The sequence below is a fragment of the Mesorhizobium sp. M2E.F.Ca.ET.209.01.1.1 genome, from assembly GCF_004010375.2.
GTDB lineage: Bacteria > Pseudomonadota > Alphaproteobacteria > Rhizobiales > Rhizobiaceae > Mesorhizobium.
The window spans coordinates 34,981-48,123 of sequence record NZ_SADP02000014.1; the positions used below are offsets into that span (position 1 = coordinate 34,981).

Below are 13,143 nucleotides of genomic sequence, written 5' to 3' on the forward strand. Positions count from 1 at the left end.
ATGACAGCGCTGTTCGGTACCCCTGACATTGCAATCGGGATGAAGGAGAATGTCAGTCGCCTGCGGCTATTCGACGGACCTCTCGACTTGAGTTGGCGCCATTGTGCCACGACCTCGGACTTCATTGCCGATCTTTTCGCGTTGCGCTTTCAGTCGTCCCGCAATGACTACATGGAAGTGCGACATAGCATCGGATATCTGGTCAACGAGCTCATCGAAAATGCGGTCAAGTTTCGCGCACCGGGTGAGATCGTGATCGAAGCGTCGATGGATTCGGAGTGCTTCAAGCTCAAGGTGTCGAACGACGTCGACGGCGAGAACGCGTCTGAGTTCCAAAGTCTCCTGGCGGCCATCACGGTTGGCGACCCCCAAGACCTGCTGATACAGCGAATTGAAGCGAATGCCGCGAATCCTGACGTGGCGCGCTCCGGACTGGGATTGCTGACGTTGATGAGCGACTATGGCGCGCGCCTGGCCTGGATATTCAGCTCCGCCGATGAAAGCGATCGGATTTGCCTGGAGACGTATGCCTCCATTCCGATATCGCAAACGCACAACTAGATGAAACGAAGCCAAGCAATGGAAATCAAGACGGACGACTACCGGGTTTGGGTTGAAGGAAGCGATATTTTTTTCGACGGTGCAATGCGGCTTGCCAGTTCCGAGGCAGGTGCGCCCGTCATGGCTCTGGCAAACAGTGTCCTTGCCTCAAATCCTTCAACTATTACGCTCAATTTGAAGGACCTGCATTTTCTCAACTCTTCCGGCATCAATCTGCTGGCGAAATTTACGATCGAGGTGCGCAAGCATCCCGATGTTCGTCTCGTCGTGCGCGGAACGCCCGACATACCCTGGCAATCGAAATCATTGCCGAATCTGAAGAAGCTGCATCCCGCCCTGGTGCTGTTGATGAACTAATCGGCTAAAATCAATGCGTCTCTTCAATCGTCAACTGGTTGAGGCGCCAACCGAGAAGCAACGCCCGATGCGCTTCGGCCGCACGCGTTCCAAGGTCTTCCGGTGGACTCGAACCCCCGGCGCCTCGACGTCTAACCCGCAACCTTCGTCGCGGCGCTGGCGATGAATTCTGCCACCGTCTCCGGCTGCGAAAGCATCGGAACATGGCTGCTCTGGAGGACCATAGTTTCGGCACCCATGCGGTCAGCGGAGTCCCGTTCGACGGCCGGAGGAATGGTTTCGTCGTGTGCCGCGACAATGTACCAGGACCGTTTGGAGCGCCATGCGGCTACTGACACCTTGTCGCTGAAGCACCGTGCGGCCAGCGGGCCCTGCGTGGCGTAGACGATGTCGGCCTCTTCCGCCGGGAGGTCCTGGACGAAATGCTTGCGGACACCTTCGGGCGTCAGCGCCACATAGCCCTCGCCATAGGGTTTGATCTCGGCCGCAGCGGGGGCCGGCGGATAGTCTTTCCACCACTCGCCGAACGACTGGCCACTGTCCGGCGCACCCGCTGCGATATATACAAGTGCCTTTACCTGCGCATGGTTGCCGGCCTCGGTGATCACCGCGCCGCCCCATGAATGACCGACCAAAAGGACCGGCCCTTCCTGCATTCCTATGACGCGATGCGTCGCCGTCACGTCGTCGGCCAGCGAACTCAGTGGGTTCTGAACAGCTACTGCCTTGAGACCTCGTTTCGCCAGAAGAGGAATGACTTTTGCCCAACAGGAACCATCTGCAAACGCCCCATGGACGAGCACTATAGTTTTGATTGCCATGTTGACTTCTCCTTTGTTCATCAACGACACAATTTACTGAGGTTGGGACCGTTCCGGCAGCTCATATGCCGCGCAGCGTTTCGAACAGGAACCAGACGCGCTTCTCGGTCTCGTCGATCCAGTTTTCCAGAAGGCTGGCTGTGGCCACGTCGCCATATTCGTCGCAGACATCGTGCGTCGAGCGCATGCTCGCGACGAGCGCCAGGTTGTCCTCGCGAAGTTCGGCGAGCATCTCGTGCGGGCGGATGAAATCCGTGTCGTTGTCCAGGAGCCGCTGCCTGCGAGAAATGTCTCCGACCGACTTGATGGTGCCGGCGCCGAGCGCGCGACCCCGCTCCGCCAGCGGATCGGTCATAGCCAAGATTTCGGCGCTCTGATCGTCGAGCAGAAGGTGGTAGTCGCGGAAATGGGGACCCGACATATGCCAATGGAAATTCTTGGTCTTCAGATAGAGTGCAAAGATGTCGGCGAGCAGCACTCTTGCGGCGGCGCCGATGTCCCTTGCCGCGTCTGCGCCCAAGCCGGTCGGGGTCTTCAGGTCGTAAGCTACGGGTGAATTATCAGTAGCGTCCATGAGACAGTCTCCTGGTGTTGCAGGGGGAACTCGTCCGCGTTCGGGCTGTTTCCTCGGATTTTCGGCATTGCGTTTGCGGTTTGCCGGAGAAGCTGTGGCCGGCGCCGGAAGCGCTCCGAACAACATATTCTGTTGCCGTTTGAAGTGGTGGTTAAACGAGGTGAATTCGAACCATCGCGGCGCGCGGCGGAGGTAGGGAGTTCCCCGGGCGGACCTATCCCGCACGGTCTGTAGCGATCGACCGTCTGAGGCAAGGCGCGACCGCCGCAAGGCGATCCATAGGTGTTAGACCATCCGTTCTGTGAACGCCGCCGTGGAAAGAAATGGGATTGGTTCCAGCTTGGGTCCCAGCCCCGACCGACGGCAGCCATTTAACCTTTTTTTACGGGTGGAAAATGGCGGTCGCGCATAGATTCGCCAATGCAAAGCAAGGTCGGATTGGCGAGAGCGTCAACGATCAAGATCTCCATCAATAAAGGAATTTGGCGATGAAAATGTACGAAAGCATTATTGGCTTGAGCATCCTGCTGAGCGCTGCTGGAGCAGCAAGCCTGCCAGCCTCGGCCGCCGAGCTGAAAGCCAAAACTGCGGTCCTGGTCCATGGCGCGTTTGCCGACGGATCGAGTTGGGCCAAAGTCATTCCATATCTGGAAAAGGCTGGTCTCAAGGTCATTGCGGTTCAGAACCCGCTCGACTCTCTGGACAATGACGTCGCCGCCACGAAACGGGCCATTCAAAATGCGGAAGGTCCGGTCGTCCTGGTCGCCCATTCCTGGGGCGGCGCCGTCATCACGGAGGCGGGGAATGACGAAAAGGTCAAATCGCTCGTCTATGTTGCCGCTTATGCTCCGGACACAGGCCAATCGGTGGAGACCGCTACTTCGAAATATCCGCCACCGGAAAGCCTGAAGGCCTTCAACAAGGATCCGAATGGCTACCTCACCATCAGTGACGAAGGCATCAAGAAATACTTCGCCGCCGACCTTTCGCCTACGGAACAGGCCGTCGTGGCGGCGACGCAGGGACCATTCCATATCCGGACACTATCGGCACCAGTGACCCACGCCGCATGGCGCGAGAAGCCTACCTTCATGGTTGTTGCGACGAACGATGCGATCATTCCGCCTCAGATGGAAAAGGATCAGGTCAAGGCCGCCAACGCCAAGGCGATCGAACTGCCGGCCAGCCACGTCGCTATGCTGTCCCATCCAAAGCAAGTCGCTGATCTGATAATCAAGGCGGCAGAGTAGCGAAATTGCCGACGCCACGCCGAGGCGCGGGAAAGCGGCCTTTTGCGACGCAACCTGCCGAACGCTCGGCTCTCGCAGACGCGGTCGTGGGGAAAATAACGATCGATAACGCCGAAGCGTTTGGTGAGGAACCGGAAGCCGTCATCATTTGACGGCCTTCCGGGGCGCGCTGCAATCTCGTGGCAAACAAAGTGCCCCATTGCCTCTAAGCGGAAGTAAGGTAAGTCAATCGGCATTGAGGCTTGTGTGCCGCGATCATACGATAGCCTTACGCTCGACGTTACGGTCGTCGATGCCGTTGGCCTCCTGATCGCTTTCATCCGTCAGGATGGAGCCCTCATGGGCAGTATCGACCTCGCCATCAACAAGGCAGTGACAGCGAGAATGTTTGACGGGCCGGCGAGCCAGGCCCAGTCGGGCAAACCGTCGTTCGGCATTCAGGAAAGCGATGCCGGCAAAGTTGTCATCTTCGACGCTGGCATACCGTCACCATTGGCGGCAACATCGTTGGCGCCGTTGAGGCGAGCGCCGAGACGATCGAGCAGGACGTTTCAGTTGCGGACGCAGCCGTAGCCGCACTTCGCCACTCAGCGCAGCCGCCGTCCGATCATCAAGGGTTACGATTCGCCGGAAGGCTATGGATGGTGTTGTCTCGACACCGCAACCGGGACCTATGTCTCGTTATGTTTGAAGGCCGTGTCGAGGAGGCGGTGACGCCGGCGCGTGCCAGCTCTGGTCGTTAGGCCGTGCAGCCGACCGCGTGAGGCTCCCGCCAGTCCGTCTCCAAAGGGCTTGAACGACCTCTATCATGAATGTTCGCCAGCCTCGACGGCCTCAGGACACCGACACCGCCTCGAGTACGAAAGCTGACCGGTCTGCCAGCGAAGGAATACGCGCCAGATAATCCTGGTAGTGCGGCGTCCCCCGGTGCGCCTCCACCGCATCCCTGTCGCGATAAAGCTCGTCGAGAATATAGCATTCCGGGTTGGCCTGATTGCGCCAGACATCCCAGCGCAGATTGCCCGGTTCGGCTCTGCAATGCGGTGCCATGGCAACGAGTAATGCCTCCAGGTCAGCGGCCTTGCCGGGATGGGGGGTTAGGATTGCAGTAATCTTGGCTGGTGACTGAGTCATGCGAACGGCTCCCGACGATATGCGCACCTGCGCTCGTTTGGAATGGGCGGGCTAAAGGCTACGGAGGTGAGATCACAGCGTGCAAGCCCGCATAGATGTCTCAGGCTGTGTTCTATTCACGCTGGAACGCCAGCCCGTTTGAGGGCGGCGACCAACTTTTTCCCAAGCGGCCCCGCCGAGGCGGGGTTCTGACCGGTGATAAGCCGACCATCAACGATGACATGAGGTTCCCAGTTGGATGCAGACGAGTACTCGGCGCCCTCCGCCCTTAGAGCGTCCTCGAGTTCGTAGGGGACGTCTTCGCGGGCGTAGTCGTACTCTTCCTTCTTAGAGAATGATGTAAGCTTCTTACCGCGTACGAACGGTGCGCCGTCACCAACGTCGACCCCGAGCAGCGCGCACGGACCGTGGCAAACAGCAGCCACGAGCTTGCCCGTGGTCCAGGCGCGCACGACGGCCCTCTGGACGTCCGCATTTCGCTGGATGTCGACCATCGGCCCGAGCCCCCCAGGCACCAGGATGGCATCGTAGTCGGCGACGTCCACTTCGGACAACCTGCGGCTATGATTCAATCGACGAAATGCCTTGCTCTCGAAAAACTCCTTCTGAGCGGGATCTTTCTCGTCATACGCGTCGTAGGGTGTCCATCCCCCAGCAGGCGAGGCGAACTCAACCGCGATTCCCGCTTTATCGAGCTCGCCGAAAGGATGAGCGACCTCGGCGAAAAAGAAACCTGTCTTGCGGTTGTGCGGACCGAGCACGGCGGCGTTGGTGACGATGAACAGGACATGTTGAGTCACGGTCTTCTCCTTTGAATGAAAGATGATGCGTTGCTTCTGCTGTTATTGCTCGGTTCGATCCCGAACCATCGGTGCGCCCGGCTGAGCGGGCTTCGCGAGATATTCCGTCCAGTGAGTTGTGAGCGCGCGAGGCGTGCGCCCCTTCGTTTGCTCCGGGTTCCACTCTGCGCGTCCGACACGAGCGCTACGTCCACTGGCCATGAAATGGCCACCGGCGGGCGACGAATGGTGGGCGCACCTCCGCCTCTGCCGGCAGTGTGGTCATGTCGCGACTGTCGCCCGGCAAGCATCTGGCTGCTCACGCCGCGCAGCTCAACACTTGCGACAGAGGATCAGGGTCGGTTTTCTGCGCTGCCTGCAAAGCGCTTTCCAAAGCGCGGCGGTGTGAGCGATCATCTTCGGAGGCCCAACCGCCGGCAATTGCCAGGCCGAGCTGAGAGCGAGCACTCAACCGTTGATCTGGCAGAGGCATCGCATCCAGCCGGGCCAGCGCACGCCCCAAAATGTCGCGACACTCGTCCATCAGCGACAAGTCCCTCCACAGGGGTAGCGATGCAAAAGCCAGGCGAATACCTAGCGCCACGTCTTCACCCGAACCAAGCGTCCATGCCAAGGCGGAGCGGACGTCGTTCAGGCAGCGCTCAAATTTTCGTCGCCGCTCCTGAATTGCAACGACTGCTGACGGATCAATTCCGCGCTCAAGAAATGCGCACATGAATGCTGCATGACTGTGCCGGGCTTCCTTGTCCTCGCCATTGAACCGCAACCGTTCCGCAAGATAGGCACGTGTCGTTGCAAGGAGACGGTAAGTCACTCCGCAATCCTGCCAGTCTGTTTCGATGAAGGACTTGGCGGCTAGCGATGAAAGAATGTCCGCAGCTGTTTTGGGTAGCGTGCCACTTGGAGATAGCGCCACTGCGCCCTCGAGATCAAAAGCGCCTGCGAACACGGAGAGCGCCCGCACAAAGACAGCCTCCCCATCGGATAGCAAGCGGTAGCCCCAATCGAGGGTCGCTTGAAGCGTCTGCTGCCGCGCTGGTGTCTTACGGCATTCGTATGCGAGAACCTCGAAGCGACCTGGTAGCATTTCCAGCAATCTCGCGGGCGTCATGGCGCCGATCCGTGTTGCAGCGAGCTCGATCGCCAGCGGAATGCCGTCGAGCCGCCGACATATCTCCGCGACGCTTGGGGCGTCCGCATCCTGAAGCTCGTTTCCTGTTTGGCCACATACCCTTGTCGCGAAGAGCTCCACCGCCGGATATGCCATAGCCTCGGATAGAGTAGGGCTTGATCGTGGATCGGTCTTGAGCGGATCCAAACGATATACACATTCACCCCGGATCCGCAGCGGCTCCCGGCTCGTCGCCAGGATCCGCAAGCATTCTAGGCTGGCCGAGAGCCGGTCGATCACGCTCGCAGCAGCGGGCAAAAGGTGCTCGCAATTGTCAATCAGCAACAATCTGCGCTGTCCCTCAAGGGCGTGGACTATCCCTGCGAGCGGCTCGCTGCCTCCCGCGGCTAGCCCTAGTGCCAACGCTAGCGCGGCCGGGATCAACTGAGGATCGGAAATTTGAGCGAGGTCGACGAACATCACGCCGTCGGGGAATTGTGCTGCGACCGCATGCGCCACATTGGTCGCAAGTGCGGTTTTTCCAATGCCACCGGTTCCGGAAACCGTAACGACGGAGTTCCTGGTCAGCCTTTCCTGAACGTCCCTCGATTCATCGACCCTTCCTATGAGTCGGATCTTGGCTGGCAACCCAACAGTCCCGGTCGAAATACGGCGGACAGGAGCGATGAAGCGATAACCGCGACCTGGTACGGTCGCGATGTAATCCTGCCCCGGATCGATCACCTCAAGGGCCCGTCGAAGACTGGCGACATTGACTTTCAGATTGCTGTCGTCGACGAAGGTAGTCGGCCAAGCTGCGGCGATCAGTTCTTGCTTGGTAACAATGTCGCCTGCGGCTGCGACAAGCGCAGTCAGGATGGCAATCGCCCTGCTGCCCACGCGGACCGGAGTGCCGGCGTGCATTAGAAGCTGCCGGCGAACGAATAGCTCAAATGCGCCGAACCGATATCCTGAATCGCTTAGCATATTCCGATGTCCTCCGGACCAGCGCCACTGCCCCCAACGTCGCCGAGTTGCCCATCGGCTCGAACGTTCGGTTGCATTGGCCCCAAGAAGCCAGCGTTGCACCATCGCTGGCGAGGCTAGGCTAGGCAGCAAGGCCGGACAAAGGCTGGGTCGATCGCTCCGGCTGATGCTGATGAGAGTTTAGGGAGGCTAGGGGTTCGATCAATCGTATGCGGGTTTAATCACGGGTATCTGCAGGGGTGCCAGAAGCATACCTTGGTATCTTACGCGTGCTTCCCAACTCGATTGATCGGGCGGCCCATCATTGATTGTTGGCGCGATTGATCGAAGGCCGAGAAAGATGAGTGCCGGCGGGTCGCAAGCCGCCTAGGTAAACCTCTGTATGGTTTCGGCCGTGTAGGCACTCTTGTATGTTGGGTGGGGGGAAAAAATTCGTTGCTAAGAAAAGGGTCTCCCGGGGGGATTGCCAGTAGTGCCAATGCCGCGAATTCCAATGGTTGCCATAGTCGATGACGACATGGACGTTCGGGTCTCCATCGCCAGTCTCATGCGATCCGCCGGCTATGACGCGGCGCCTTTCGCCTCGGCCGCGGACTTGCTCGATTCAGCAAAGCTGAACGAAGCCGCCGTAATAATTACCGATCTGCAGATGCCGGGGATGACAGGACTTGAACTTTTGGATGTGCTGCGTTTGCGCGGCTACACGACGCCGGTCGTCTTCATCACCGCCTATCCGGAGAAACGTACTTTAAAGCAAGCCACGAGCGCAGGCGCAGTTGGGTTTTTCATCAAGCCGTATGACCCTGGCGCATTGCTCGATTGTGTCGATGCAGTTTTGAGCCAGCCGAGTTGAGATCGCGCAACAACGATAGGTCCCTCGAGCACTTCGGCGATCCGCCTCGAGGCCTTCATTGCATTACGATGTGCCGGTCTGCCAAACGCGGGGACAGAGGTCGCATTTGCGCCAAGTCGAGTCTAGAACTAGGCGAGTGCTTGGCCATCCGTCTGGCCGTTCTGCAAAAGGTGGTTCCATGAAACACGACAGCGGGAACTCGAGCTCGGACACCTCGGTCGTGTATGTCATCGACGACGATGCGTCCTTGCGAGATGCCCTGAGCACGCTATTTCGGTCCGTCGGCCTGGAAGTAGAGTTGTTCGCGTCGGCGGCAGAGTTCCAAAGCAGCCAATTGCGCAAAGTGCCAAGCTGCATTGTTCTTGATATCCGGCTTCCCGGGATCAGCGGCCTCGACTTTCAGGGGCAGTTAGGCAAGTCGGGCATCAACATTCCGGTTATCTTCGTAACTGGCCATGCCGACATCCCGATGTCGGTCCGTGCCATGAAGGCAGGGGCTATCGACTTTCTCACCAAGCCGTTTCGCGATCAGGATATGCTCGAAGCGGTTTTCGCGGCTTTGGCGCGCGACCGCGAGAGGCGGGAAGAGGAGCCATACAACGATGCAATTTCAGCTCTTTATCAAACACTGACGTCAAGAGAAAAAGAAGTCATGTCTCTCGTGACCAAAGGCCTCATGAACAAGCAGATAGCGGGCGAGTTGGGACTGAGCGAGATTACGGTCAAAATCCATCGCGGTCATGTGATGCGAAAGATGACCGTCCACACATTGGCGGACCTCGTTCGTGTTGCCGAGCGCCTCCAGGAACTGGGATCGGTCCGATAGGATGGTGCGTTTCAGCTGCGCCACCGTAGCGACACGACATGTCTCGCCATTGCACTGGGCATAAATTAGCAACAACATAGCTACCAAGGATTTGAGGGGAACTGTGATGCCAAGATTTTCAGTCGGTCAAACCTTCGTCGCCCTATTTCTCGCCGCAAACCTATGGGCATCGGCGGCCCTGCCGGTAGCGCAAGCCGCGGATTACTCGAAAGAACATCCGCTCAAGGTGGCGCTCGTCGTCCACGGCTTCCTCGGCGATAAGAGCTTCATGGATTCGGCGGCAGCTGGCCTGGAAAAAGCAAAGGCCGAGCTTCCGGTTGACGTGAAGATCATCGAGGCCGGTAACGATCCCAGCCGCTGGCAGCCGGCGCTCGCCGACGCCACCGATGCCGGCTATGACGTTGTCATCGCCGGCACTTTCGACATGACCGGCTTCATTGTCGACCTTGCTCCCCAAAATCCCGAGACCAAGTTCATTATCTTCGACGATGCACCGGATTTCTCGAAATGCTCCTGCTCGAATGTGCTCGCAATCGAGTATCAGACTTCGTCCGCGGCATATCTCGCCGGCTATGCCGCGGCCGAGCTCAGCAAGACGGGGACACTTGGCACGATCAGTGGGATGGAGTTCCCAACTGTGACGAACTTCAAGGTAGGATTCGACGAGGGGGCTAAAGCCGCAAGGCCCGACATTAAGATCCTAAGTCAAGTCGCGGGCACATTTGACGATCCTGCCAAGGGCAAAGAGATAGCGCGGGCTCAGCTCGATCAGGGTGCTGATGTGATTTTCCCGATAGCAGGAGCCACCGGTATCGGCGCGCTACAGGCGGTGCGAGATGCACACAAGCTCGCGGTCGGCGTAGATAGCGATCAGGCGACGATCTTCGCTGCTACTGATCAGGCGCAAGCCGACGTGATTTTCACTTCCGTCGAGAAGAGGATCGGCCGGTCCCTCTACATCGCTCTCAAGGATACGATCGAAGGCAAGGCGAAGTACGGCACGCGCCTGCTGCTCGGCCTGCCTGAAGGTGCGGTCGGCATATCGCGCAACGCTTACTACGAGAAGCTTGTGCCCGCCGGCCTTCGGGCCGAGATCGATGCTGTGGAGCAAAAGATATCCAAGGGCGAGATTGTCCCAGAGACGCTATTGAAGTGATCGGAAGCGCTAAGCGCCGAATGGTGTTGACATGTCGGCCAGGGCGGAATGACGACAGAAAATATGGCACCGCTCCTGCAGGCGATCGGGATCAGCAAGACCTACCCCGGCGGGGTAGTCGCCAATGACAACGTGAACATCGCGGTCAATGCTGGAGAGGTCCACGCGGTCGTCGGCGAAAACGGCGCCGGCAAATCGACGCTCATGAAGATACTGTTCGGCGTCGAGCAGGCCGACAGCGGTGAGTTGAGGTTGGCTGGCGAGCAGGTCCGCTTTGGGAGCCCTCGAGCCGCGATCAACGCCGGCATCGGCATGGTTTTCCAGCATTTCTCGCTGGTGCCTTCCTTCTCGGCTTACGAGAATGTCGTGCTCGGGTCAGAGCCGCGTTCCGGTATACGCTTCGACCGCAGGAAGGCGATTGAGGAGGTGAGAGCGCTCTCGGCGCGTTTTCGCCTACATGTGGATCCGTTGCAGCCGGTCAGGCAGCTGCCGGTCGGCCAGCAGCAGCGCGTCGAGATACTCAAGGCGCTCTACCGCGGCGGGCGTATCTTGATCCTGGACGAGCCAACTGCCGTGCTCACACCTCAGGAGGTGACCGAGTTGTTCTCCGCGATCCGCGCGCTTGTCGCGCAGGGCCGGACGGTCATCTTTATCGCCCACAAGCTACCGGAGGTGCTGGAGATATCCAGCCGCATAACGGTCATGCGAGGGGGCAAGACGATAGGCGAAATCGAAACCAAGGACGCGACCGAGCAGAAGCTCGCCAACATGATGGTCGGCCGCGAGGTGACGCTACGCGTCCAGCGCAAGCCGTATAACGGCAAGGTCACGCTCGCGGTGAACAGTTTGAGCCTGATGAACGAACTGCGCGCCACGGTCTGCGACGATGTCAGCCTGACCGTGCGCTCCGGCGAAATCGTTGGCCTCGCCGGCGTCGCAGGCAACGGCCAGGCCGAGTTGATCGAAGCGATCGCCGGACTGAGATCCGTTGCGGGTGGCGACATTGCGATCGGCGGGGAGAGCATCTTGCCACTCGGCGTGCGGGCGCGGCGCGGCAAAGGCATGGCCAGTATTCCAGAGGATCGCATCTCACAAGGGCTGGCGCTAGGCGCCAGCGTGGCCGAAAATCTCGTTGCGACGCGGCTTGACGATCGACTATTCGCCCGCGGCGGGTTGCTCGATCTCGGCGAGATGCGCGCCAATGCCGAGCGCTTGATCGAACGCTTTTCGATTCGGATCGACGGCCCCAACGCACTCGCCGCTACGCTCTCGGGTGGCAACATGCAGAAGGTCGTCGTGGCGCGCGAGCTGTCGGAGCAACCTAGGCTACTGCTGGTCAGCCAGCCGACACGCGGCGTCGATCTTGCCTCGACACAGTCTATCTGGCGCATCCTGACCGAGACGCGCAATGCCGGAGCGGCGGTGCTGCTCAGCTCCGCGGACTTGTCCGAGTTGCTGGCTCTGTCGGACCGGCTTATGGTGTTCTATCGAGGCCGGATCGTCGCCGCCTTCCGCAACTCCGATGAACTGACAACCGAGATGCTTGGCGCCTGCATGCTGGGATTGTCGAGACAGTCGCCTGAGGAAATGCGGGCTGCGCTGGCATGAGCGAAGCGGCGACCACCCGCCGCTGGGCCGTATTGCGCCGCGAAACGGGACGGGCGCTCGGCGCGGCGATCATCGCCCTAGCCGTCGCGTTTCTCATCATTCTCTTTTCGTCCAAGACTCCGCTGCAAGCTTTCGCTACGCTGACTACCGCACCGATCACCAAGGTGCGCACCGTCGGACTTTGGATCGACGACGTTGCCAAGCTGACGGTCGCGGGGCTTGCTTACAGCCTGGTCTTCCAGGCGCGCCAGTTCGCGCTCGGCGTCCAGGGTCAGGTCTATGTCGGCGCGCTCGCAGCGAGCTATATCGCGCTCTCGCCGCTGGGCCAGACGTGGTGTGCGATCCCACTCGGCATCGTCTGCGCCATGGCGGGAGGCGCCTTGTGGGGCTTTCTGCCTGGGATCGCCAAGGCGCGACTCGGCGCCAACGAGATCGTCTCGTCGCTGATGCTGAACTATGTAGCGATCGAGCTCGCCAACTACCTGATCCGCGTCGATCTCACGACGCCGAACAGCCGCTTGCTTTCCACCGCTCCGTTCCCGTCGACTGCCGTCTTCCCGGCGCTCATCCCCAATACGCGTATCGACATCGGCCTGATCTTCGCGCTGACTTCGGTCGTCGCAGTATGGTTCGCTCTCTATCGTACGAGCTGGGGCCTGAAGCTCAGGCTGGTTGGCCATAACAGCCGCTTCGCGCAGTATGCTGGCATCAAGGAGGCCTTCATCATAGTGTCGGCGATGGCCGCTTCCGGCGCGTTGGGAGGGCTGCTAGGCGCCATGTTCGTTGAAGGCCGCTCCTTCGGTAAGCTTGCTGTGTCATTTGAGGGCAACCTAGCCTTTGAGGGCCTCTTGATCGCCATCGTTGCGCGCAACCGACCGCTTGCCGTGCCCGTTGCGGCGCTTTTCTATGGCTATCTGCGCCAAGGCGCGCAGCTCATGAGTATCCGAACCGATGTGCCTTCGGAGATAATTGTCATCGTCACCGCTGTTATCATCCTCCTCGTCGCGTCCTCCTACTCTGTCAAGCCGCTCGCCATGCTTGCCGCGATCAGGCGTAGCAGTCGGCCGGCCAGGACCCATGCCGAAGCGGTAAAATGATAGAGCTA

14 protein-coding genes are annotated in these 13,143 nt (G+C 59.5%); 9 read left to right on the forward strand and 5 right to left on the reverse strand.

From position 1 onward, the window contains the following. Both EN852_RS23700 and EN852_RS23705 read left to right on the forward strand, forming a co-directional pair. Positions 1-561 (forward strand): ATP-binding protein, encoded by a 561-nt coding sequence (locus EN852_RS23700; RefSeq protein ID WP_189401544.1) that lies wholly within the window; start codon positions 1-3, stop codon positions 559-561. Positions 562-579: 18 nt separating this feature from the next. Further along, complete coding sequence (locus EN852_RS23705) at positions 580-918, forward strand: hypothetical protein (protein WP_127877249.1); 339 nt, start codon at positions 580-582, stop codon at positions 916-918. A gap of 131 nt (positions 919-1,049) precedes the next feature. Here the strand turns inward: EN852_RS23705 and EN852_RS23710 are convergent, their stop codons facing one another. Both EN852_RS23710 and EN852_RS23715 read right to left on the reverse strand, forming a co-directional pair. Next, positions 1,050-1,739, reverse strand: coding sequence for an alpha/beta hydrolase (locus tag EN852_RS23710; RefSeq protein ID WP_127877476.1), 690 nt, complete (start codon positions 1,737-1,739; stop codon positions 1,050-1,052). 61 nt (positions 1,740-1,800) lie between these two features. After that, positions 1,801-2,313, reverse strand: a complete 513-nt coding sequence (locus EN852_RS23715; protein WP_127877478.1) for a DNA starvation/stationary phase protection protein — start codon at positions 2,311-2,313, stop codon at positions 1,801-1,803. A 488-nt stretch (positions 2,314-2,801) separates the two neighbouring features. Here EN852_RS23715 and EN852_RS23720 point away from each other — a divergent pair, with 488 nt between their 5' ends. Together EN852_RS23720 and EN852_RS42465 are read left to right on the forward strand one after the other, a co-directional pair. Further along, positions 2,802-3,563, forward strand: coding sequence for an alpha/beta hydrolase (locus tag EN852_RS23720; protein WP_245519721.1), 762 nt, complete (start codon positions 2,802-2,804; stop codon positions 3,561-3,563). A 246-nt stretch (positions 3,564-3,809) separates the two neighbouring features. Next, the gene (locus tag EN852_RS42465; protein ID WP_246694364.1) at positions 3,810-4,136 is read left to right on the forward strand and encodes a heme-binding protein; all 327 of its coding nucleotides are present in this window, start codon (positions 3,810-3,812) and stop codon (positions 4,134-4,136) included. A 261-nt stretch (positions 4,137-4,397) separates the two neighbouring features. On the opposite strand, the gene EN852_RS23730 is transcribed toward EN852_RS42465, so the two are convergent. From EN852_RS23730 to EN852_RS23740, 3 genes are all read right to left on the reverse strand, one after another. Then, a complete protein-coding gene (locus tag EN852_RS23730) occupies positions 4,398-4,697 on the reverse strand; it encodes a putative quinol monooxygenase (RefSeq protein ID WP_127877480.1) in 300 nt (99 codons plus the stop codon). A gap of 116 nt (positions 4,698-4,813) precedes the next feature. After that, positions 4,814-5,497, reverse strand: coding sequence for a type 1 glutamine amidotransferase domain-containing protein (locus EN852_RS23735; protein ID WP_127877482.1), 684 nt, complete (start codon positions 5,495-5,497; stop codon positions 4,814-4,816). A 298-nt stretch (positions 5,498-5,795) separates the two neighbouring features. Next, positions 5,796-7,532, reverse strand: a complete 1,737-nt coding sequence (locus EN852_RS23740; RefSeq protein ID WP_189546132.1) for a winged helix-turn-helix domain-containing protein — start codon at positions 7,530-7,532, stop codon at positions 5,796-5,798. Positions 7,533-8,088: 556 nt separating this feature from the next. Here EN852_RS23740 and EN852_RS23745 point away from each other — a divergent pair. From EN852_RS23745 to EN852_RS23765, 5 genes are all read left to right on the forward strand, one after another. Further along, the gene (locus EN852_RS23745) at positions 8,089-8,448 is read left to right on the forward strand and encodes a response regulator (protein ID WP_245519723.1); all 360 of its coding nucleotides are present in this window, start codon (positions 8,089-8,091) and stop codon (positions 8,446-8,448) included. A gap of 178 nt (positions 8,449-8,626) precedes the next feature. Then, positions 8,627-9,274 carry a response regulator transcription factor gene (locus tag EN852_RS23750; protein WP_127877486.1) on the forward strand — a complete coding sequence of 216 codons (648 nt, stop codon included), beginning with the start codon at positions 8,627-8,629 and terminating at the stop codon, positions 9,272-9,274. A 106-nt stretch (positions 9,275-9,380) separates the two neighbouring features. Beyond that, the gene (locus tag EN852_RS23755; RefSeq protein ID WP_127877488.1) at positions 9,381-10,430 is read left to right on the forward strand and encodes a BMP family ABC transporter substrate-binding protein; all 1,050 of its coding nucleotides are present in this window, start codon (positions 9,381-9,383) and stop codon (positions 10,428-10,430) included. Positions 10,431-10,493: 63 nt separating this feature from the next. Then, positions 10,494-12,038 (forward strand): ABC transporter ATP-binding protein, encoded by a 1,545-nt coding sequence (locus tag EN852_RS23760; RefSeq protein WP_127877490.1) that lies wholly within the window; start codon positions 10,494-10,496, stop codon positions 12,036-12,038. Next, entirely contained in the window at positions 12,035-13,135 is a 1,101-nt protein-coding gene (locus EN852_RS23765; RefSeq protein ID WP_127877492.1) for an ABC transporter permease, read from the forward strand. The genes EN852_RS23760 and EN852_RS23765 overlap by 4 nt, the downstream gene beginning before the upstream one ends. Positions 13,136-13,143: the final 8 nt, after the last annotated feature.